The organism is Paenibacillus sp. SJS-P3, from assembly GCF_056711585.1.
The window spans coordinates 3,402,608-3,426,653 of record NZ_CM160043.1; the positions used below are offsets into that span (position 1 = coordinate 3,402,608).

Below are 24,046 nucleotides of genomic sequence, written 5' to 3' on the forward strand. Positions count from 1 at the left end.
CATGGAGACATTCTACCTAAGTAAGCAAGACATATGCAAAAACTATAATTGGTCCAATGAAAAAATAAACAAATTGATTAGATTGGGTCATCTTAACATTATTACCACAACTGATAGGGGAATAAGAATAACAACTGAATCGGTAGAGCAATATCATCAATCTGAAACGTTTATCTTGGAAAACTACATCCCTAACTTAGAATTGCTAAATATGCTGGGGTATACAAGTCTCAATACCAACATAATACAAAAATTGGAAAGTACAGGATATATAGACACCTTATCTTTAGATTATCCGATCAACAGTTTTATAAAATGGGTCTCCAAAAAATCAGTGCATGAACTATTCAAAAAACTTGAACACGATTTTATAACGTTCGAATTTGTACAAAATCAATACAATTTAACCGAAGCTGAACTTTACTTGAAGATAAGAATTGATAAAATTACAACTATTAAAATAAGGCATACATTATATTTAAAAAGAGACGAAATTAACATTCAACACGCGCTCTACGAATTGCAAGCAGCAAAAAACAGGTTATATACAAAGCATACCATCATGCAAACCAAAAACTGGTCTGCCAAAAAGGTAAATCAACTAATTGAGTCAGGTTTACTTCAAGTTATAACAGAAGAACAACGTGAATTGATTACTTCAATCTCATTGGCGAAATATTGCGAGTTCGAGAATAAAATTAATCAAAACTATGTTTCAGCTCGTCAAGCGTTACTAAAATATTTTGGATATAGTGACGAAAAAAGTGTTACAGGTTTGAAATTATTGTATTCACTTCAAGAACACGGCTTCTTAGAGCTAAAAGAATTCAGTGATTATAAAATTAAAGGTAGCAGTTTATGGGTCACGAAGGATTCACTTGATCGATTTTTAAATACACTTAAAAATGACTTTACAGAATCCAAAGCCCTGATGAAGGAACTAAATTGGAAAAAACATCAATATGACCACAGACTGAAGCATGACGGATGGTTTTTTCTAAGAATTAAAGGCCTGACCTATATTCATAATTCGTCATTATCAAAGTATCGTGTTAAATCGTATCGTATTCATGAAGCACTAGACATTCTAGGAATTCCTAGAAGAAAAACGATTAAACTATATTATCACCAAATCTTCAACATGTCAGAAGGTTACGGACATGGCAAAAAATATATACCTGAAACTGAAGTGAATCGTATCAAACTTGAAATCGAGAACTATCGCAATCTGTATTACACAACTTCCGAAGTATTGGACATTTTGGGAGTGGCTTCAATCAGTGAACATATTTGCAAACAAATAAATTATATACCTTGTCCTTATATAGCTAGAAGTTTTGCCGGAGGCAGCCGATTATTATTTGAAAAGGAAAGTGTCCACGAGTATCATGAGAAAACAAAGTATCACAGGCTAAACGAAAAACTAAATCAAGTTAATGGAGCCGAACTCGTATTCAGTACCCCTACCGACTATTTAAAATATCATATTTCGGAGTACTCTTGTGAACCTTGCCATGCGAAAACCAAAATTTTAGTCATGCAATTTGCTGCAAAAAAACTAACATTGTCCAAAGCAAGTCCTTCAACTAAAGAGGCCATGGCAAAGGAACTTATTATTTTTGTTCATACGCTGTTTGATTTGATGCCTAAAAAGGAGATTTTTCAGCTAACAACGAATGAATTCAAAGTCTTAATGCAGTCTGACTCACGTTTTTCTATCAAAAAAAATATGTATGAGTTTGTGAAGCACACTAAAAACACCCACTTATGTAAAATCGAATTGAAGGAAATTGAAAAGCCAAAAGAAATTCGCAGAGACAATCAAAAAGAACTTTACGATTTTGAACAATTTATCTCACTTTATAAGTACGCTACTGATATAGCACTGCATCGTGTGAACGCAATAGCAAGCGCAAGATACGCTTCCACATGGCTATACGTCCTAATGCATTTAAGTAATGCCTGGAGACACAGTGATGTAATGGCAACACCACCGATTTTTCCTGAAGCGATTGGCATAAACAACATGAACTGGTTTTTGAACAACCAGCTTACCCTGCCTCAAGGACAGACAATTATTAACCAACTTTTCAACTTCGAGCTAATCATCAGCAAGACAGGTATGAAAAGACATTTTTTTTGCAATAAGGATTTAGTATTGCCAATTTCAACTGCTATGGTTATTTGTGAGTTCTACCGCAGAAAAACGAATCGTGAGTATTTAATTGACTTTGACTCGAAGAACAATCGTGTTCCCGAAAGTGCATTGGCTAAGTTTTTTGAACAAGATGAGTCTTTTTATAACGGGCAATTGAAGTTCAGCAGTCTTAAAATGAACCGCTCGTTAATGACTCATTTGTTCTATTCCATTCAGTTACGTGAAGGGAAAGGAAATTCCGCCTTTGAATTAGTGCAGAAACTCCGTAATCATGTTACGGATATTACAAAAGAATACATCTTAAACGATGAAGAAAAGCTGTCCGAAGTGTCAAAAAATTTATTTGACCGTGGTGAATTTGGATATATCTTTGATCAATTACTTGATGTCTTAGATGTAGATAAACCTTCACGTTCATTACAAGAACGAACAAATGCGATAGTAAAACTCAAACAACGTTTTCTCCCACACCAAGTTGAGTCATTTTCGGATTTTCTTGACACAATGGAACTTGATAAAAAAACGATAATTATGCAAATCCATCAATTTACGAAGGAGGAGGCTTTTGAATATATTCGGAAGATCTATTTAGGTGGACTACCAAGCAAAATGGAGCACATCCAATGCTTCTCACATCCAAAGTGTCACCGACCTAGTGCGGAATACAAATGTAATTCTTGTCCATATGCAATACCAAACATTTATGCTCTTACAGCTCTTTCTAATGACATTCGATATAGAGTGGAAAAATACCATTCCATGAGTAAAACAGGAGCCAAACAAAGGGAATATGTACTACTTCAACGCTCAATGGATTTACTGCTTCAAGCATTGGACGAGTTCGATGAAGCTTTTGTTTGGTCTTTCATACCAGGTGGAGAAAATTTCATTGAAGAACAATTAAACACCATTGAGGAGGTGTCCTGTCTTTGATCCCTTCGTCCTTACAGAAACATAACCAGTATAGTGGAGAAATAGGTGAGATTTCCGACGCCTTATATAAGGGTACGAAAAGTATACTTGAAGCCAAGGAAATACTCAGAAAGTTACATGACGACAATATTCTTATTGAGGGCAAATTTGAGAGTGAAATATGGAAGTTAAAGTCACCTAATGAAAATTACAACACTCGAATCTACTTCACTTTGAATAACGAGGAAACACCCCCTCCTTATTCAATTCCATTATCAGTTTGGAGACAAGTAAAATGCTGGGCTGCAGAAAGACTACTTGTAGTGGAGCCTAAAACCGTTCAAAGGAATGTTTTCTGCCTTAAACAAGCTCTTACCGTATCCAACAGTTTTGACCATGCAAACGTCGAGCTTTTGATTGAGCACCTTACAAACTATGAAAGTGATCCTACAAAGGATGATATTTTCAATATATGCCTTAACTTCCTCGACTACAGTAATCTTCCGAACAAAGAAGAATATATAAATGAATTACGCATGGTGCGCGGTAGATTTAAATCACCACATAACGTAAGAACTCTCCCCAATTACTCTGATGTATTAAAATTTCAGTTGATTCTGGAATACTTCTCAAAAACCTGGTCTTATGAGGAAAAGTGCACATATTTTCCAATTTTATTATGGTGGAAAATTACCAATGTAATACCTCTGCGTCCATCGGAGTTTTGTGATATCCCGCGACAATGTCTTTTTGCTAAGAACGGAAGCTTCTTTATGAAACTGCCTAGAAAGAAACAAAAAGGTACATTGCGAAATGTGGAGGTCATCGATTCCGTTGCTATTAGCGAAAACATTTATAAACTTGTCCAAGAATATATGTCTTTAACAGAAGGATATGGGGAATCGAAAACTTTACTACATTATAACGCGACCAAAGCATATTTACGGACGAATACATGGTTTTTAAAGAGGGATCCTCTCTCCTTTTTCTATAGCAACTTAAACAATATTCTAGAAAAATTTTACACAGAAATCATTGAAAAGAAATACGACATCTACAATTTGGATCGTATAACCCCAAATGACACCCGTCATTTTGCATTCTGCAATTTAATGTTACAAGGGATGAATGCCTTAACGATTGCCAGATTAGGAGGCCATCGTAATGTGGAATCGCAGTATCATTATCAACAACATATGGACTATTTTACAGAATCAAAAATATTTCACCTTACTAGAACGATCCAGTTACAAAAGTACTCTGAGTTCAATGAAATCGTCTCTAATATTGAATTGGAGCAAGCGAAAACCAATGCTCTTCGAGATAGAAGCAATTTCGATTTTTTAGACGAAATGGAAATAGGCTATTGTACGGACCGTAATAAAGATTGCGAATCCGAATATTGTCAATTTTGTAAGAAGTGGTGGATTTCATTAGAGGAATTGTATGCAAATGAAGAAAAATTGAGAGATATTACTGAATTAAAGAAACAGCAAATTAAAGTGAGACTTGAGAGCATGGAAAGAATAAGAAAAGACATGGAGTACGACTTCCAAAAAAACACTCATGCCCCCTACGAGCAGGAGCTGCTTACCAAGGAGTCTAAATTATTGAATGGAGATATTATTGATCTAGCGAGGTTACAGTCATATTTAAATCAAATATAATAAGTTTTAGGGGCGCGATTTGCTGTGACTAATGAAAATATAGATATTATTCCTCCCAAGCCCAGAATGGGCAGACCCACCAAATATAAAAACGAGGAAACTGAGATACAACTCAAAGAATTAGTCTACGAATATAAGAAGCTTCATCCTTTTTCAGGTTTACTGCGGATTTCCCACATGGTGCGATTCAGTGAGCGAATGCACAAGGAAAACCCAGAAAAATACCCCCTGGCATTTAGTAAGGATGTTTGGGGGAGCTATGGCAAGAAATACATTGAACAAGCGAACGAACCTATACCATCAGCATTACTCAAGGAAGTACCTCTGGATATTGAGATTCCGAATATCACGGATCTCACTATGAAATATCATCACAATATAAATAAACTATTGGAGCATTTACAGCCAATTGAGGTTATGCTACATGAAAGCTTATCTAGAGAACAACAACATAAGTCAAAAGTAAGTGAATTAGAAGATGAATTATCGCAATTAAAGAATAGGATCAAGGAGCTCCAAGAAACGATTAATTCTTATGAGAAATTCACACTTGAAATGGCACAACTCAGCTATATTTCAGAATTCCGAATAAAGTACGGTTTAGTCAATCAAATTTCAATTCACGCAAATGATCGAAATAAACATGCTATGACGAATTTGAACAATTTGGAGTCCCTTTTCCCTTATTCAAAAAAAGAGGACGAGAGTACACCATTGAGGACAAAAGAGTCTGCGGCACTAACCAAATGGAAAGAGAGAAGAAAGCAACAAGAGGAACGTCAAGAGTAAAAAACGTGTCGATGACATTACACGCTCACCAGCTCGTTTGCTGGCCATCAAGAAACTACTGTTGTCCGCGTAGCGGGAGAATCCTGAATCCCTTTTCACATGAAATAACAATTCTTTCACGGAGTCAATTATAAGCCTGCAATTTGTCCTGAAAATGAAAACGGCATTGTTAATTTATAAAAGTAGAAGATCCATTGATTACTGAATGGATCTTCCGTGGAGTTACTTATGATTTCGTTCTTGGTGCTTCACATATATCTTGCTCTCGGTTCCACTATTTTGTGGTTCATAGAACTTAAATCCTTCCATTTCAGGAGGAAGATATTGCATACGAGAGTTCGGCTTGTCTATGGGGTTTATATAGCTCTTTGAGCTATCCCGGATGTTTTCCGGTACTGGAAAGTTCCGAAGGCTCTTAACAGCGTCTAACGCCCTTCCTATAGCTTTGTAAGCACTATTGGACTTTGGACTTTCGCAGATATAAATCACGGCTTCTGCAAGGGGAATACGTCCTTCAGGAAGCCCCAGAAATTCAACGGCTTGTTTTGCCGCGATAGCCATTTGTAAGGCGTGAGGATTTGCCATGCCCACGTCTTCTGCCGAATGAACAACCACCCTTCGTGCAATGTACATCGGGTCTACACCGCTATCCAGAAGCCTTGCAAGCCAATATATCGCAGCATCCGTTTGTGAACCCCGCATGGACTTGATAAAAGCCGAAGTCAGGTCATAAAAGTCGGTGGTCGTTATGGCATTGATACGAGATTCGTACGCTTCCTGAATGGTTTTCAAATCAATGGTATTGGTGTTGTAAATTGAATATGCAGCTGTCTCCAAAGCAATCAGTGCATTACGCACGTCACCATTTGAAACGTCACCCAGGTATTCTGATGCTTCCGGTGTGATTTTATATTTCCCACCAAGTCCACGTTCGGAATCCGAAAGGGCGGAGCGGATAATGGCTTCCAAATCCTCTTTTTTTAAAGCCTCCAAACGATAAATCCGGCATCGGGATACTAGCGGCGGGATAATATCATGCGCCACGCTCTCTGTAGTGGCCCCTATGAGCGTTATTGTCCCGTCTTCCACTATTGGGAGCAAAGCTTCCTGAACGTTGCTCTTTAAGGCGTGTATCTCGTCTAGGAATAAGATTGTTCGCTGCTGGAACAAACTCAAGTTTTCTTTGGCTCTATGGACGACTTCACGAAGCTCCGCAATCGTCATAGAAACTCCATTCAGCTTTTCGAAATGCGATTTGGTCATGTTGCTGATAATCGTGGCAAGTGTTGTTTTACCCGATGAAGGCGGACCTTGTAAAATCATTGAAGTGACCTTATCTTGCTCGATTAACCGGCGCAATACCCTGCCTTCCCCAACTAAATGCTTCTGTCCAAAGAATTCGTCCAAGGCACGTGGGCGCATACGTTCGGCAAGCGGTTTATGTGTATTAGGTTGATTGTAATCGAATAAATCCAAACGGTTCACCTAGTTTCTTCTCTTGATTTTTTAAATGTATCACAAAATTTATAAAAGTAAAAAGGACCCCAAAGGGGAGTCCCGCAAATCAGACTTCTCTAAACATCATTTGTTTATTTGAAACTCAATATGGTGTGCAATTAAGGCGTCTCGGCCAACTTGCGAATAGCTACTAGTACCTGGCTAGCACCTGCTGTTTGTGTTTTGACAATCCGCGTAAAAGCCTTGATAACTCTTTTTCTTGACTCGCTGTGAAGTCGACCCGTCGTTACACCACCTCAACGTTTACGGCAAGTCTGTTAGCAACCACATTTAAATTCGCTCTGATTTAATCATGTTTTCTAACAATAGGTCCTTCTGGCCCGTAACCTTCAATGAAATACTGCGATATATTTTTGTTTCTCATTTTAACCGCTAACAACTCAGCGAAATTGTCGTCATGAGTTGAAATAATTAACCGTTTTTTGTTTAATTCTGCATTCAATATCGCTCTGAGTACGTCAATAAATGCTAAAACATTTACATCATCCATACTTTGTATTGGGTCGTCAAAGAATAATTGGTCTAAACTGCTATACTGTTGAGTTAAACCAATTCCTATAAAGGTGCTTAAAGCCAATATATTTAATTGTGCCTGACTAAATATTTGGTCTAAATACAAGTTATTTTGAATTTCCTGACTTGTGAAATGGGTACCTTGATGGTCAACAATCACCTTTAAGTCTTTATATTGAGTGTGTGGATTTATAGCACTATATACCCAAGCAATTACAGGATGTCCATGTAATTGATCACCCAGGATTTGATTCTGCTTAGCGACAAGTTCTGAATGTTTAAGCCGCACTTGCTGTTGATATGTATTAATTAGATTTATTTTTTCTTCATGCTCTCTGATTTCAGCGTCAAGCTGCTCATAACGTGAGAAAAACTCATTATATTCACTAGGCACCCTAAGTTTCAATAATTCATCAAGTCGTTTGATTAACAGTTCGATCATTAAGAAGGTCCGTTTGTTCGAAATTTGATTCTTATCTAATTGAACTACGTTATTTGGAAAATAATCTGCGACTTCTTTTTCATTTCGTATGATTAATATCTTACTTGTTATTTCTTCTAAACTAGGCTCGGAGTCAAAGCCGATTTCTTTTAAATTCGCTACGAACCATTGATTTTTACTTGCCAACAAATCATCCAATGATTTCACATTAATATTTTTCAGTTCAACTCCATCGCCAAATAAGACTCTTGTCGATTCTCTTAGCCGTTCCCAAATCTGTTGAGCGTTTCTATCCCTTTGAATCAGTTGGCTCTCTAATATTCGTAATTCCCTTTGTTGCCGCTCCATAATGCTTTTTATTTGAAGAAAACAGCCCGAAAACTGTACTCGCACAGACTGCAACCAACTAATTAGTGGTTCAATAACTTCTGTAGCAACTGAACTAATCACTACAACAATTTCGCTATTCAGTTGAGTTTCTTCAGCAGACAACGCCTCGAGCACCTTATCTCCATTCGAGACGGTTTTATCTATTATAGATGTTATGTTGGAAGGTATATTACCGTCGGCTTGTACTCCAAAGTCATTGCTATAACGTTGTGACGTAAAATCTTGATTCAAGCATACCGGACAAGAGGAAATAGTGTCGGTGTGTTTTTGGATATACGTTCTAACTTGATCTAATATCTGTTTATACTCACTATTTAAAGACGAGAGGCTATTTTTCTTTTCTTTAGTACTTCTGAGTTTCTCAGCTAATTGTTCACGGTCCCCGCTAAGTGAAAGAAAACGTGTTTGCCAAAACGATAATTTCTCTTGATCATAAGCTGGGATAGATAATCTTTCTCGTTCGATGATCTCCTGAAACTCTTTTGCAAAAAGTTGTACTCGATCGAAATCGTCTCTAATCGCCTTCCACACATCCAGATTTATATTTTTATTGACTTTATCAATTTGATCTGACAATGACTCGAATAAATGTTCAAAACCAATAATCATACTAAGTTGATCTGCTGCTGTTTTTTTTGACTGTTCGACACTCTGTTTCTCTTTTTCTATTTCCTCTGTTGTCTGTTGAAGTTGCTCAATGTCCCCATCTTTTAACAAAAGAGCATGGTTAGCTTGTCTAATCCATTGTTCTGCTTGATTTAGCAACTGTAGGAAATTTACATGAGCTCTTATTGTCTGGAGTTCTGCATACCTTGCTTGTAATTTACCCTTTTCAGTGACAGCCCTTTCGTATACTTGTGCAGCACTTTGAAGCAACCTCGAATAATCTGATGCCTCAATTACGCCATCATGGATAATTAAATGTATAGAGACATTTGCAAAACGGGATTCTCGTTTCATCAATGGTAATAGTTGGCCAAACGACACACTAAACTGACTCTTGTAACTTTCAAAATCAGCGTAGCCAATATTATGTAAAAACCCATTAATCTGCTGCTGTTGCGTGATCAGTTCCGCTTTCTTTCCTTCGTACTCTGTTTTTTTCCTGCTTAAAACATTACCCCCATTCAGGTACAGTCGCAAGCGTCCAATATGGTCAGAAAGACCCTCTTGTTGTAAATAACGCATAAACAAAGATTTTCGTTCGTCAGGAGATGTTTTCCTTACGAAATCAGTGATACCTTCCTGCGCCAACACATGCGCCCGGATAAAGCTATCACGATCATTTGATCTTGGTGCGAAGTATTCTAATAGCTCATTATTGTCAATGTTCCTTGGCTCTTTACCTTCTTCGATGAATTCAAGGCTAGAATTATAGTCCGAACTATCACTAATCGGCAACACCCGACTATAACTTCTTCTGATTACTTTAGTCCCATTGTCAAATAAGAGTTCAACAATGACCTCACGAGCCTCAGCAGGGCGTCCTCGTTGATTTGAAACTTTCGGCGAGAATTTTAAATAATGACTTCGATTTAAATCATTTGCTGTGTATGCACCGCCGTGTTCTGCTTTATATAGTCTCTCTAATCGTGAAACTGTATCGGTCAAACACCATTCAATCGCTTCAAAGAATGATGTCTTACCATGACCATTAAAGCCATGAAACACAACGAGAGGTTTATTGAGTTGATCAAAGATATAATAACGATCAGAACGATGGGGATTTTCACCATAACCCCGAAAATTTTTAATTTTTACTTCTCTTAGATACACTGACCTTTCACCTACCTTATGATCTCATCTATTTGTAAAAGTAGTTGATCGATTTCTTGCGACTGATACTCAGATTCTTTATTTACATATGCCGCCAAAAGTTTGTTTAATGATCTTTCAGGTAGCACTAGCTGATCAAATTGGGTCTTCAGTTCGTCATTATCCATATACTCAATGATGATTTTCCTAGCTACAAATCGATTCCTCTGAAATCTAGCGACAGCCACTTCATTGAATCGGTCTTCCTCGTACTCAATCTGATGTAAGCCAATTACATACATATCCCATAAAAACTTCGAAAGATGTATGTCTTCAACCTCCGCAGTATTTTGAGTATTGATAATATTTTCGCGCAATTTTTCTTTAAGACGAGGAAGTGTGTAAACCAGTTCTTGAACCTCGTCGAGTGCTGTAATTTTTTTTATTATCAGCACCTTATCCTGATTTAAATTACATACCAATGTATCATTTAGTTCTTCGAACATATGAATATCGCTGAGTTCCAATAATTTTGCTAATTGCTCCAAAACGCTATTCCCCCTTTAACTCTTGAAGAAACGGACACTTACCAATAAAAGATAACTTTAAGCATTTTGTACATCTGTAGCGAAAGGATTTATAAAACTCTTGGTGCTGTTTATTGTCCTTAACTTTAAAAATGTCAATTACCGTATTATTGATCTCATCTAGTGGTAATTGGCATATATCGTTTTCAGTATCAAAAATAATGGTTTCTCCTCCGGCTGCCTTCGATATTTCAAAATTTTCTTGAGTATGGTCAATAAAATTATTCATAAGTAGGCTAGCATCAGATCGGGCTGATCTAGCCGCTGGAAGAGCACGAAGAGAGAAATGTAATTTTTCACCAATCTGCATGTTATTAAGATGCTCACCATCAACTACGCTTGCTGATTCATCGTGTCGGTTCGTCTTCACCATCATTTCAGTTATAGATTGAAATAACCGCATAACCTCAATAGGATACGATCGTCTCGACATTACAAAACGTCTCAGTACCTTATCGGAACCATAGTGATCCATTTCTGAATGAAGTTGTTCCTTTAGGCCAATCAGGATAGACATGATGTCATCGACATACTCGTTGTATTCGTTCTTTCTTAATATGTATTCATAATCAGAAAGTTCTTGCTCTATTTCTTGGATCAACTCTTGATACTCTGCCTTATTCAAATGCCTCAATGACTGTGTTTCATGATTTGCGACAATTGCTTTACAATCAGCAACTGTTATAGTTCTCACATTAGATCCAACTGTGACCGTTGAGTCAAGGAACGCTTCGAGGACAAGAAGCATTATTTTATTCCTTTGTTCAGCAGTCAGACTTCCGTTAAATTTTGTTAGTTCCAGATCTATTGCACTTTTTAAATTCGCAATGGACTCATACTTTGATACCTTGGCTGCGGGAAAATCAAAATCAATTTGTTTAATAAATCTTTCTAAATCAGGGTCATCGAAGATTAAACTTGGGAGGATATACTTAATATACTCTGCAGGATCCGACTGGGCAGCTAAATGTTTAATTAGTGCTTGTTTATAACGCGGTCGTTTCTTTTTAGGATACATGGAATCAATATACGTTCGGAAGCTTTTGTATTCGCCTTCTACAATAGGTTCTTTTTCAATTGATTCGTAAACGAAGCACTCTTTTATGTATTTGACTTTCTCAGCAATACCAGTGGATGTCATCCATTCGGTGAAAAATGGTAAATCTCTTTTGTTCACCGGCACGTTACATTTAAATCGATATCGTACATTAGTGGCAGCTCCCTTGAATGAAACAAAGAAATTATACATGCTATGAGTAATTGCCTCTTTATACCTTGTAAATGTGTTGTCATTATAAAATTTGGCTTCCATTCGGATATCTACATGATCATATATCCTAACATCGGCCCCATATTCAACAGCCACATAACTTTCATCTGATGTTGATGTGTTTAACAAGAGTGCGAGTTCCTTACAGGCTAACATAACCTGATAATAAAAACCGGCAATTGAATGTTTTACATCAGTTGAACCCATTATCCCACTTCCTTTGTTTAATTCGCGTTAGCGATCTTTTATTCAACGCAACTGTTAGCGCAATTCGACATTCCATCTTTATAACTTCTATTTCAGGAAATAAGTTCCTGCATTTTATCGAAATTAGTCGATCATCGAAATGTAAAAGAGCACGATAAATGCTCAATTAGATACAATTTGGTTCTATATTTAGATTAACCAAGGTCAACTTAAACAGATTCGTTGGTGAGTTTAAACAATCGCCCCTCTGGTTGTTAATGAATAACCGTTTTACGTTAATAGATCATAGCACTATATTGATGTAACAAGACGAGCAAAAAAATAAAGCCGGTATCCTTTCACCGGCTTCTATCCACATTAAGTTTTAATGATTTATGTTGTACGGTAATCCTTCATACTCACGACACTGATCCTAACTATATCCTCGCACATTTGCTCCGAAAGTCTGATTGCAACCTTTGTTAAAGTGACTTAGATTCCCTGGTTACTTCTAAACAAGTTCTTACTTTAAAACGTGGCCTCTTTCCAATCTGATTTGTGTGATTTCTTCCGTCCGTAGATCATGTCGTATAATTAACGGTTCATGGTAACCTCTATATGTCCTCTCAATATAGTTAGCATCGACTGGAATAATATGGTATCCTTTTTCACGCAGATTCCTTGCCCTTTTTAATTCCTCAAGTGATTGAACGCTCTCATTGGTATCCAATAAACAGTTTCTGCAGGTAAAGCTAATCGATCAACAATTAATTGAATCATCTTTTGTGAAGTGCGAATTTTTCGCTTATTTTGAATATAATTTAGTACTTCATTACGATGCTCAGGCAATGAAATATAGCTCTTTTTGTAGCTGCGAAAATTAACCGCTCGTTTTTAGCTGAAATTCCAGCTACTTGTACCTTATCAATGATTAAAATCCCATCATCTATGAGCGCATCGGCCTTTATACTTTTCATAACTTCCACGGATCTATGACTTTTTCCAGTACCACATTTTCCAAATAACCCATATACCTCTAAAATGACCACCATCTTTCCGACTCCAAAAAATTATCACAATGTAAGTCGATTAATCACTTTCTTTCAAAAGCAGTATCTCGTTGATAATTCTTTGTATGTGTCTTAACTCTTTAGAATTTTTGCCGTCCAGCATTAGATTTATCTTTTCAAGATAGGTCCGTTCCGATTCCGATTTTTCTTGCCTTTCAAAAAAATGATTCGGTTGTACCTTCAGTGAATTGGCAATTTTCTCAATTGTATCTAAGGATAAATTTATTTCTCCTCTTTCAATTCTTGATAAATATGGCTGATCTAAATCGTTCATTTGAGCTAACTCTTCTTGCGTGTAATTTCTGAATTTTCTATAGAATTTTATGTTTTGTCCAACCTGTTTATAGAATTTTGACAATAGGACCACCTCTCTTATCAGAGTAGGCAAGTCCAAGGGATAAATAAATAGTATTATACTACATTATTCCATTTGATTTTATGTATTATAACACATATTATTAATTTATACATTCCCACAAGGAGATGAATTATGCATACATTGCCTAATCAACATGCCATTGAAAATGTGCTGCAATATAAAATGCGGGGTAAAGTGGCTTATTTAGGTCACGTTAGTTCCAATGTCGCCCTTCAGCTTACCTATGTCAAACCATACGATCTGGCCTCAGGGAAAGGTTACCAGAGGCCGGTAGATACGAAACGCTGTAACGATTTTGCTCTGTACTTATCCAAAGGAGAGAATGCTTTGTTCACGCCAATCCTCCTAAACGCAGAATCTAAGTGGGAGTTTGTATCGTACGATAAACAGCGACCGAGTTATGGCAGACTTCTGTGCAAAGAGAAGGCTCCATTAATGGATGGACAGCATCGTCTTGGAGGTATAAAGAGATACTCCCAAGAAACTAATGCCGAAATTTCCGTCCCATTCTTAGCATTCCATTACCTAGATGAAGATGAAGAAATTCATTTGTTTGATACGATTAATACAAAGGCGAAAGGAATCGGTCTTTCCCTTAGCCGTTATCTACGTAGAAACTCGGATGTTCTCAGTTGGATAGCAACAGAACTTATCATACGTAATGATAGCCCTTTTCATAATATTGGGACAATTACAGGTAAACGAAATACCGGGAGACATGTCACATTGCAGAATCTTTATCGAAGCATCGAATTATTCACGAACCAGCCACACATCGCTGCCTTATCAAAAGATGAAAAACTCCTTTTATCTTTGATATATTTTAACTCGGTAAAAGAAACCTTTAGTCAAGAGTGGATGGACTATAAGGAGTATCGGCTTACTCATATCGTATGTGTCAATGCTTTATCCATCGCGGGTAGCGAATTACTCGGAAGGTTTGTATCGGAAGATAAAAAAAACATTGATTATGCAGCAATAGAAAAAGCTGTTAAGAGGATCAAAAAGTTTGATTGGTCAGTGTCTGGAAGGTTAAAGTATCTCAAGGGTTTAAGTGGCTCGAAAACATTGGCAGCTGATTTAACAGCTCAAATGTTGCCCGAATAATTCTATAGGGGGTCATCTCACATGCTTCCTAAAGTTTATAATGTAAAATCGATTATCTTGCTAAGTGAAAAAGGTGAACGTGATTGCTACTCTTTTGAAAGAATAATCTTTGAAACAGAAAGTTGTTATCTCGTTTTTAAACACGACAGCGAGTTTTATGTCTATAAGCTCAACTTAGCAGAAAATCAACTCTTTATGGATCCGGCAGAAATCGAATATATAGAACAACTTTCTAAAACTCTCTCTATAGATATAAAACAGGACAACTTGCGCCATTGGGCGGTAGGAATAAGTTATAATGAAACTTCCAGTGAAAACAAAATATCAACTCTGTTCAAAATTTCAAATCAGGATCAACCACTAGATATATTGCCATTTCTACTTCAAACAGGGGAAGACTCGATTTATTTTAGACAGTGAATGATCCCTATTTATGATGACTTCCCACCCTATGTGGGTGGGAAAACATAAGGATTCTCTCTAGTAAGTAGTGTATCGCTCTTATGTATACTTGCTATTCTAGGATTAACCTCGAATAATCTGGGACGGTTTTAAAATTTGGGGAGCTTTAATTTTAATCAACTAAACAAAAGACCCTGACATTAGTCATGCCATTCTCTATTTATTACTGGCCGTCATAGCCTTTGGCAAACAAAAAAGCAAGCGACCGTTAGAACCGTTCATATTCGGAAATAAACTACTTCGGGCTCTTTGGCCACAACATGTTGTTCGGCTTTTCAGGCAAAATAGGCCAGCAATGCGGATCGATTCGCACCACCACGCCTAGCGTAGCAAATAAAAAACGACTGCCAAAGCAACCATTTTTGCTATCGTACCCGTTAGAAGAACAGGCATTTTGAATTCATTTTTTTCGTACAGGGATTAAACAGAACAAGCTATTTCAACTTCCGTTGCGTTAAAAAGTACAGAAACCATACAGCGTGATTTTGCTCATCAGCTGACGCACGTCTGAATTGTTCTTTAATAAACGGGTGATTCCATTTTTCTGCAATATCTAAGTAAAAATCAACCGTTTCTTGTTCGTCCTTAAAAGCAAAGTTAAGTCCTGTATAGTAGTCTGAAGGACATTGTTCCCCTAATTGAGGTGTTGGTTGTCTACCACTTAAAGAGGTGTAAATTTGTGAAAATACTTGAAAATGCCGAATTTCATCTTTTCGAATTTCAAGAATCTGATTTCTTTCTTCTTCATGGGGAGCCATCTTTGCCAATTGCTCGTAGCAAGCGGCGGCACTATATTGACCATTGATTGCTTTTGCAATGTCAGTAATTAAAGCAGAGTCAGCGGAAGAACGAATATAATAGTGATTGTCATACATTTGAACATTCCCCTTTCACAAACTTAATCCTAATTTATGCGGCAATTAGGCTTAAGGCATATTGTCCTAGAGGGAAACGATAAAAAAAACCAAAAATGCCAACGCATTCTTAACAAAACTGCCCGTGGGATCGTGATCCCGTGCGCTAAACGGTTCCCCCCGTACTTGAAGAAACATGTTTGAGGTTGGTTAAGACAACGATCTCGTATAACAATCAAAGCTATGACACGGCAAGAACGACTAGGGGCTACTTGCAAATAGAATTTTGGGAAGGTGATACGGAAACAATCCAGTCATCGGTCTTGATATAACTAAAGGGGAAAATCAAGGATCAAGCTTTTCTTGAAAAAGGAAAGCCCGATCGACAGAGAAAATGTCGTAAAATGATACAGCCCTTTATCCTCGATATTCCCATTAAATAAACCGCAGTCGCCTATACAGCACTGCGGTTTTTGATTTCGTATAGTTTCCCTGCTACGGTATCGTTGCATTTTTCCTGCTCCTATCATTTGTAAAGAGTGGTCTAATACCGCTGGATCAAATTGATTACCTCTACTAAATACCATGATCTGGAGAGCATGGGTTCCACCGTTTACGTATAGGACTTTAGCATTCCTCTCGGTTAGACGAGTGTAGACGATATTCGTGTAAGGCTGCGTGCAATCGGTGAAAAGGACTAGCCAGTTCTTTAATTTTCCGTTTTATTTTGGTGCTATATTTCGGGTCATTCCGGTATAACTCAAAGCGTTCAATATTCTTATCCAGTTTCTCTCTAAGGGTAAGAATGAACCCAATCGCGATATGCTTCCGTGCCAACTCCTCGAGATCCGCTGCAAAGGCTTCACTGATATGTGAAGGACCCAAAAGTGTCGCCCAGCTTCAGGTCCGATTTAAACAGCGGAGATTCAACGGTAATTTTGAACGTTAGATCCCGGTACCCCACTAGCATAATCGGCCAAAATGATCGTTTTTTTGTACGCCGACCCATTAACGCCCTATTTACAGAGAAGGACCAACAAGATATACTTTACTTAATAATAAAATAATGTGTGACCCGGAGGAGCCTGCCAAAGCAGGCTCCTTTTTGTCTTTTTTAGAATCAACAAACTGACGTTTACTGCTAAAACAGTGTGAAAAGGGAGAGTGGTGAAATTGAATTATATTGTTAAATTTTTAATAATCTCGTGTTTATCGCTTGTTTATATGGGATTTGTTTTAAACTATATGATAGAACTTTCCACAACCGAAAGTGCCTCAGCAAAGGGGTGGACTGGATTGGTTCTTTCATTATTAACTCCTTCCATTATTGTGGCTTATATCACAAGTCGTAAAGAAAGGAAGAGGAATGAAACAGAGTAATAGTTTATTCATAAAATTATTTTTGGGAGGCAGCAATGGAGTATCAGGCAATCATAGCAATAGGAATTTTTTTAATTAGTTATGCGCTTATCACCTCGGAAAAGATTCATCGCACCATTGTAGCCATGTTGGGTGGCATCACCATGCTTATTTTTGGCATCGTCGACCAAGAAACAGCCATTCACCATATCGATTTCAATACTTTAGGACTTTTAATTGGAATGATGATCATTGTCTCGATTACGTCTGAAACCGGGTTGTTTAAATTTTTGGCTATCTGGGCCGCAAAAAAGGCAAAGGGAGACCCCATTCGAATTCTGATTTATTTAGGCTTACTCACCGCGTTTGGATCGGCATTGTTGGATAATGTAACAACCGTATTATTGATGGTTCCCGTTGCATTCAGCATTACTCGCCAATTGCGAGTTAATCCTCTTCCTTATCTGATCCTCCTCATCATCGCTTCCAATATTGGAGGTACGATGACAATGATTGGTGATCCGCCAAATATTATGATTGGAAGCGCAGTAAAGGAATTAACTTTCATGGCCTTCATTAACAATTTGACTTTAATATGTGTGCTTATTTTAATTGTAACCATTATCATTTTTGTGTTCTTATATCGAAAACAATTACAAACAACTGAAGAGCTGAAAGCCGGAATAATGGAATCAGTTGAGAAAAGTGAAATTACGGATACGGGATTACTTAAAAAATGTTTAGGCATTCTCGCGCTTACCATCGGTGGTTTCTTTATTCATCAAATTTTGCATTTAGAATCCGCCACAGTCGCTTTAACCGGCGCCTTTTTACTTTTACTTTTAACAGGGGAGCATTACCTTGAAAAATCATTGAGCCGAGTAGAGTGGACGACTATTTTCTTTTTTATCGGTCTGTTTGTTATCGTCTCGGGTCTTGTTGAAACAGGGGTTATTGAAAATTTAGCAAGGCAAGCCGTGGATCTCACAGGTGGAAATGAAGTAGCTACCGCTATGCTTATTCTATGGCTTAGCGCCATCGCTTCCGCTTTTGTCGATAATATCCCTTTCGTCGCCACTATGATTCCATTGATTCAAGATATGGGAAATATGGGGGTCGCAAATCTAGATACTTTATGGTGGAGTTTAGCCCTCGGCGCATGCCTCGGAGGAAATGGCTCCTTAGTTGGAGCCAGCGCCAACCTAGTCGTTGCTGGAATGGCAGCAAAGGAGGGTCATCCGATTTCTTTCATCAAATTTCTGAAAATCGGATTTCCCCTGATGCTTCTTTCGATTGTTATCTCAAGTATTTACATTTACTTGCGTTATCTCATTTAAACCTACATTAAGGGGGAATTTAATTGTTGAAATATCAATGTGATCAGGAAGGTTTTTCTTTAATGGAGCAGAGAAATGGCGACGATTTTGAATTCACGATTGTGATCAAGGACATCGATCGTTATCTGCCTGCAATCAAACAGGTTCGCGAACACTTTGATAGGGATAGCATCTATACGGATGTTTTATTCTATGTACATCCGAATAATGAGTATCGCATCATCGTTCGTCATGATTTCTATATTGATTTCATTCTTAGCTTATTTAAATATAGATTTGTAAACAGTGTTAACTGGAACTAAAATTTACCAACTTATTTGTTTTGCATTCCAAGCTCGTATAGCCGTGGAATTCTCTCTTTGGCTAGAGAGATAACTAACTAAATAAAATGTTTTTTAGGAGGAGCCTGTCACCACAGCTTTGCTATGTCCACTTAGCAGCTACGGTATGACAGGTTCCTTTTGTATGTTCTTCTGTAAAGTGCTCATACTACAAATATTGAAGGGTGGAACAATTATGCTTATTTTTCAATTAGCCATTATTTTGCTTGCATCAAAAATTGCCGGGGATATTAGTGTTAGGCTCGGGCAGCCATCTGTACTTGGTAAATTACTTATAGGTATCGTTCTAGGTCCAAGTGTTTTAGGACTCGTCACCAGCACCGAGATTCTTAAGGAAATAAGTCAGATAGGTGTTATACTCCTCATGTTCATTGCTGGACTAGAAACCGACACGGAAGAATTCAAACGCACTGGGAAAGGATCGGCATATGTAGGAGTACTTGGAATTATTGTTCCTTTCGCTTTAGGTTTTTTAACAGGCAGTACATTAGGACTTTCTCAACTAGAGTCTATATTCCTCGGATTGCTGCTTTCAGCCACAAGCGTTAGTATTTCTGTCCAAGCCCTTAAAGAAATGGGTAAGTTAAAGTCTAGAGAAGGAACGACCATTCTAGGCGCCGCTGTCATTGACGACATTCTTGTCATTGTTGCATTAGCTTTTGTCATGAGCTTTGCAGGTGGTGATGTAAACTTAGGAATGGTGATTTTGAAAAAGTTTGTGTTTTTTGCCGTTGCCATACTTCTAGGTTGGAAAGTGGTACCTTGGGTATTAAAAAAGTTTGCCCCTCTTCGCGTCACGGAAGCTGTGATTTCAGCCGCATTAATCATTTGTTTCGTGTATGCTTATTTCGCGGAGTATACGGGTGTAGCGGCCATTATTGGAGCTTACATTGCTGGTGTAGCAATCAGCTTAACTAAATACAAGCATGAAGTATTTGAAAAAGTTGAAACGATAGGCTATTCCATTTTTGTTCCTGTATTCTTTACATCGATTGGAGTTACCGCAGAGTTTGTTGGTATCGCTCAAAATATTTGGCTCATTGTAGGTTTAAGTATATTAGCTATACTCACTAAACTCATTGGCTCGGCAATAGGCGCTAAATTAGCAGGTTTTAACTGGAGGAGTTCGTTAGGTGTAGGTGCCGCCATGGTGTCCCGAGGCGAGGTGGCTCTTATCATTGCTGCAATGGGTTTGGAAGCTAATCTTCTAAGCAGTAACATGTTTGCCGTAATTATTGTTGTGATTTTAATAACAACGATAGTGACACCTCCCATGATGAAGTTGTTTTTTAATAATCCAGAAAATGTGAAGCAACGCGCGTCATAACAGCACTTAAAGTCCATTTCGTTACAAACAACTTAACAATATCGTTCTATCTTTTTCTAAGACACGCTCACAACCCATTTTTGTGTACATGTCGGGTAAAATTAAACGACTTATCATACAATCCGTTCCAGAAAGGGACGGATTGTATTGTGGTTGTTCATCGTTGTTTATGGCACAGAAAATTATCGGAACTACCATATTTAAAAAATGTTCCACCAACTCCCTTTTCTTTTGTAACTCTGCTAATGTCACGGTTACACCTAGCCCGATCAAGATCTAACATAAATAGCAAACTGTATGCGCGCGCGAATGATCTATGTGTCCTAAAAATTGAAGCCTCTCTAACTTCCAAATCAATTTAATGTAAACAATTATAAAGCCATGTATATATAGGAATATAGAAATAACAGGAATCGATTATGAACGAGAAGGCTTACTTTACGCAATACAGGTAGAGGATCGCCTGTTTATCATATACAATGTAAGTTGGAGGCGATATACATGAATTATTACATAAGTTTTCTTATGAGTTTGAGTATACTCATTACAAGTGCCTATCTGTTCAATTTGGGCTTTAAATATATATTTCAGAATTCAAGCTGGAAAGTGAAGCAGGCCGTATTGGTTGGCATTTTTATTGTTGCAGGTTGGCTGACCATGTTTTTTGGCGTGACGGAAAAAGAATATACTCTATTTGATCTGCGTACCGTACCGCTGATATTCGGAACACTTTTTTTTCGGGATCCACGGCTAGTGTTGTTAATCGGTGCCGGAATTTCTCTTTCTCGGTATACATTCGCTGGCATCACGCCGCAAGCTATTACAGGTTCAATTAACATCATGCTTCTCGGTTGTCTCGCTGCATTGCTCGTTAATATATATCGAAAAAAAGCATGGAGCTATAAAAAGAAAGCACTCGTGTCCATCCTCTCAATCAACACGCTACAGGTGATTGGTATCGCTATGTTCGGTGCTATTCCAACCCACCTTTATTTGAGTAAAGTTGTGCCACACACTTATCCTGCTGCCATTCTAGTAGGTTCATTCTTTGTTTTCATTATGCGGGATTTCTATGAAGAGCAGCTGCGGACTCAAAAACTTAAACGCATGAATCATATTCTGCGACATCGAACGCGGGAGCTTCGTGAGAAAGCCAGAGAGCTGCAGCTGTCCTCGAAATACAAATCAGATTTCATAGCCAATATGTCTCATGAACTGAAAACGCCGCTAAACAGCATTATGGCCATGTCGCAGTTACTCCAAGAAGATGTTGAGCAAAGAGAGGAAAGAATAAGTTATGCGGATTTCATTCATACCTCAGGTAAAGAGCTACTCCAAAAGATCAATAACATTCTGGATATTGCTAGCGTGGAAACCGGCAAAATGAAGATCTTGTGGGAGTTGGTCTCTGTCGAAGATATGATTCAATTGATGCAATACCAATTCCAGACGATGACAGAACAGAAAGGGCTAGGTTTCGAAGTCCACATTGCAGCAAACGTAAGTGCCAGCATTGTAACAGACGCTAACAGGCTCATCCAAATTCTGCGCAACCTTCTGATGAATGCGGTTAAATTTACGGAGCACGGAGGCATCTCGGTGCTGGTGCATATAGATCAGACGATCGAGGCAAGTCAACCCGAGCTAGCGGTTTCTCATGAACACAAACATACAAATATGAGCCTTTGGCCTTTCTCCCAAAATGGTCTAGTACAGCAGAACATACAAAATGTATCAACCCAGTGGGTTGTCTTCACCGTTTGCGATACAGGTGTAGGTATCGATCAAGATAAGCAGCAGTTGATCTTTGAGGCGTTTTATCAGGAGGACAGTGCACTCACACGGAGGTATGAGGGAACTGGACTTGGTCTATCCATCAGTCTGAAATTGGCAAGACTTCTTGGCGGAACCCTCACTCTACACAGTGTGAAAGGTGAAGGCAGTCGTTTTTCCCTGCGTTTACCCGTTTATCCGTTACTTGACCAAAAAAATTGTAAAACAGACTCGTGAGTTTAAGAAACGACAACCATCTTGTGCTTGACACATTTGCAAAACCTTTTGAAACACATAAAGACGTGACTGGATTGATCATACACAGCGATCAAGGATTCCAGTACACGTCTTATGCTTACCATGACATGCTGCCTACAGCTGGCGCCCAAATCAGTATGTCTCGTCGGGGCAATTGTTTAGACAATGCCGCCATGGAGAGCTTCTTCTCGTATCTTAAAGCGGAAGCGCTATATCCGTATGTATACGTTCTACTGAACAGGCACAATGGCGAATTGCAGAATTTATACGATTTTATCACGAGGAGCGAATCCCGTTGGGATTAAACAGGCTGACGCCGTTTGAGAGTATCGACGCCAGCTTGCTGCATAGCTTTTTTCCGATGTCCACGAAAATGGGTCTTGACCATTCCGGTAGGAATGGACGCTTTGTTTTGGAGTTTGATTGTGGTCATTCATGGTTGCAGAAGATGGCGTGCAAGGGTACTTGCCCATTAATTCCATCATCCCGAACGAAACGCTCTACCATCAACTTGTTCGTTGATCCGATATTGCTAAGATTTACAGCGCAATATTATTCTACCTCCAATTACTCTTAAAGAATCAATTTTTTGTGTTTTAAAAGTTGTAAGGCTACACCTGCTTGTAAATCAGATAATTTGCAAATCCGTGCTATTGCTTGTATATCATCTGGATGAGCTTTTCCATTTGTTATAGTGTCAAACACTAATTTTTCTATTGAACTTAAAGAATTTATGCGTTTCAATATTTCATCGTTGGGATGTTTTTCTTTACTCATTTGTCGTCCTTTTAAAAAGATTTTCTTTACTTGGTGCCCCTATGTAGATCATAAGTCCTGATCCAATCCATTTAGTGGTCATCTTTTGAGCTGGGTAACCACTTCACAATTTTATACAGAAATAATTACCCATAAGCGTTTTTTGTCCGTATTTTATCTTGCTTAAAACATCTTAAGCTTTTTTTGTAGACCACCTAAACCAATATCGGCGGCAATGGCAAGCATAGCTGCTGGAATTGCTCCAGCATAAATCCGAACCGGATTACGCAAATTGATTCCTGAATAAATCTCTCTTCCTAGTCCGTCTCCGCCAATAAGTGGAGCCATAGTAGCTACGCCAATAGCTATAACTGCTGCTACCCGTAAACCTGCTAAAAGAAAAGGTATGGATAGAGGCATTTGAACTTTCAACAATAGCTGCATCGAGCTCATTCCCATTCCTCTTCCTGCATTGGTCACATTAGGGTCAACTTGCTTTAACCCCACAGACGTGTTCCGAATAATGGGCAGTAGAGAGTAAAGAAAAAGTCCAATGACAACCGTATAAAAACCTAAACCAAAAATAATCATCAAGATTGCCAGAAGCGCTATACTAGGGAATACCTGTATCACGTTTGCCGTCGATAAGATGAAGGAACCCCAATTTTTATGCCTGGCGCATATAATGCCCAGTGGAATACCAATCACTAGAGCCAGACCTATTCCGCAAAGCACCATGAGAATGTGCTGCAGTGTGAGTTCCAACAAATGGCCTGCATTATTGGGTACATAATCGAGCAACTGCATCAATGTGTTCGGACTCGAATCCATCTCAC

Annotated in this window: 19 protein-coding genes; 10 read left to right on the forward strand and 9 right to left on the reverse strand. The window is 38.2% G+C overall.

What is annotated here, in order from left to right; genetic code table 11:
- Position 1 precedes the first annotated feature (1 nt).
- From AC06G8_RS15675 to AC06G8_RS15685, 3 genes are read left to right on the forward strand one after another with little or no spacing between them, the layout of a single operon-like run.
- Complete coding sequence (locus tag AC06G8_RS15675; protein ID WP_268616206.1) at positions 2-3,091, forward strand: hypothetical protein; 3,090 nt, start codon at positions 2-4, stop codon at positions 3,089-3,091.
- Positions 3,088-4,737 carry a tyrosine-type recombinase/integrase gene (locus tag AC06G8_RS15680; RefSeq protein ID WP_268616207.1) on the forward strand — a complete coding sequence of 550 codons (1,650 nt, stop codon included), beginning with the start codon at positions 3,088-3,090 and terminating at the stop codon, positions 4,735-4,737. Before AC06G8_RS15675 ends, AC06G8_RS15680 begins: the two co-directional genes overlap by 4 nt.
- Positions 4,738-4,761: 24 nt before the next feature.
- Positions 4,762-5,526, forward strand: a complete 765-nt coding sequence (locus tag AC06G8_RS15685) for a hypothetical protein (RefSeq protein ID WP_268616208.1) — start codon at positions 4,762-4,764, stop codon at positions 5,524-5,526.
- 222 nt (positions 5,527-5,748) lie between these two features.
- Here the strand turns inward: AC06G8_RS15685 and AC06G8_RS15690 are convergent, their stop codons facing one another.
- From AC06G8_RS15690 to AC06G8_RS15715, 6 genes are all read right to left on the reverse strand, one after another.
- On the reverse strand, positions 5,749-7,011 hold the full coding sequence (locus AC06G8_RS15690; protein WP_268616209.1) for a replication-associated recombination protein A: 1,263 nt from the start codon (positions 7,009-7,011) through the stop codon (positions 5,749-5,751).
- Between the two features lie 319 nt (positions 7,012-7,330).
- Entirely contained in the window at positions 7,331-10,165 is a 2,835-nt protein-coding gene (locus AC06G8_RS15695) for a hypothetical protein (protein ID WP_268616211.1), read from the reverse strand.
- 11 nt (positions 10,166-10,176) lie between these two features.
- Entirely contained in the window at positions 10,177-10,692 is a 516-nt protein-coding gene (locus AC06G8_RS15700; RefSeq protein WP_268616212.1) for a hypothetical protein, read from the reverse strand.
- 4 nt (positions 10,693-10,696) lie between these two features.
- Complete coding sequence (locus AC06G8_RS15705) at positions 10,697-12,208, reverse strand: hypothetical protein (protein ID WP_326114291.1); 1,512 nt, start codon at positions 12,206-12,208, stop codon at positions 10,697-10,699.
- An 800-nt stretch (positions 12,209-13,008) separates the two neighbouring features.
- A complete protein-coding gene (locus AC06G8_RS15710; RefSeq protein ID WP_268616214.1) occupies positions 13,009-13,239 on the reverse strand; it encodes a hypothetical protein in 231 nt (76 codons plus the stop codon).
- Between the two features lie 37 nt (positions 13,240-13,276).
- A complete protein-coding gene (locus tag AC06G8_RS15715) occupies positions 13,277-13,624 on the reverse strand; it encodes a helix-turn-helix domain-containing protein (protein ID WP_480283302.1) in 348 nt (115 codons plus the stop codon).
- 123 nt (positions 13,625-13,747) lie between these two features.
- On the opposite strand from AC06G8_RS15715, the gene AC06G8_RS15720 reads away from it, so the two are divergent.
- A complete protein-coding gene (locus AC06G8_RS15720; protein WP_268618758.1) occupies positions 13,748-14,743 on the forward strand; it encodes a DGQHR domain-containing protein in 996 nt (331 codons plus the stop codon).
- Positions 14,744-14,764: 21 nt separating this feature from the next.
- Positions 14,765-15,163: a hypothetical protein gene (locus AC06G8_RS15725; protein ID WP_268618757.1), complete on the forward strand. Its 399-nt coding sequence runs from the start codon at positions 14,765-14,767 to the stop codon at positions 15,161-15,163.
- Positions 15,164-15,639: 476 nt separating this feature from the next.
- Here the strand turns inward: AC06G8_RS15725 and AC06G8_RS15730 are convergent, their stop codons facing one another.
- Complete coding sequence (locus AC06G8_RS15730) at positions 15,640-16,080, reverse strand: ferritin-like domain-containing protein (RefSeq protein ID WP_268618756.1); 441 nt, start codon at positions 16,078-16,080, stop codon at positions 15,640-15,642.
- A 1,394-nt stretch (positions 16,081-17,474) separates the two neighbouring features.
- Between AC06G8_RS15730 and AC06G8_RS15735 the strand changes: the two genes are divergently transcribed.
- From AC06G8_RS15735 to AC06G8_RS15755, 5 genes are all read left to right on the forward strand, one after another.
- Positions 17,475-18,755: an ArsB/NhaD family transporter gene (locus AC06G8_RS15735; protein WP_326114296.1), complete on the forward strand. Its 1,281-nt coding sequence runs from the start codon at positions 17,475-17,477 to the stop codon at positions 18,753-18,755.
- Between the two features lie 23 nt (positions 18,756-18,778).
- Entirely contained in the window at positions 18,779-19,057 is a 279-nt protein-coding gene (locus AC06G8_RS15740; RefSeq protein WP_268618842.1) for a hypothetical protein, read from the forward strand.
- A 214-nt stretch (positions 19,058-19,271) separates the two neighbouring features.
- Positions 19,272-20,423 carry a cation:proton antiporter gene (locus AC06G8_RS15745; RefSeq protein ID WP_326114298.1) on the forward strand — a complete coding sequence of 384 codons (1,152 nt, stop codon included), beginning with the start codon at positions 19,272-19,274 and terminating at the stop codon, positions 20,421-20,423.
- Between the two features lie 501 nt (positions 20,424-20,924).
- The gene (locus tag AC06G8_RS15750; protein ID WP_326114299.1) at positions 20,925-22,433 is read left to right on the forward strand and encodes an ATP-binding protein; all 1,509 of its coding nucleotides are present in this window, start codon (positions 20,925-20,927) and stop codon (positions 22,431-22,433) included.
- A gap of 65 nt (positions 22,434-22,498) precedes the next feature.
- Positions 22,499-22,759 (forward strand): hypothetical protein, encoded by a 261-nt coding sequence (locus tag AC06G8_RS15755; protein WP_412102619.1) that lies wholly within the window; start codon positions 22,499-22,501, stop codon positions 22,757-22,759.
- 268 nt (positions 22,760-23,027) lie between these two features.
- On the opposite strand, the gene AC06G8_RS15760 is transcribed toward AC06G8_RS15755, so the two are convergent.
- Complete coding sequence (locus tag AC06G8_RS15760; RefSeq protein ID WP_268615886.1) at positions 23,028-23,231, reverse strand: hypothetical protein; 204 nt, start codon at positions 23,229-23,231, stop codon at positions 23,028-23,030.
- A gap of 162 nt (positions 23,232-23,393) precedes the next feature.
- Positions 23,394-24,041, reverse strand: a complete 648-nt coding sequence (locus tag AC06G8_RS15765; protein WP_268615888.1) for an ABC transporter permease — start codon at positions 24,039-24,041, stop codon at positions 23,394-23,396.
- Positions 24,042-24,046: the final 5 nt, after the last annotated feature.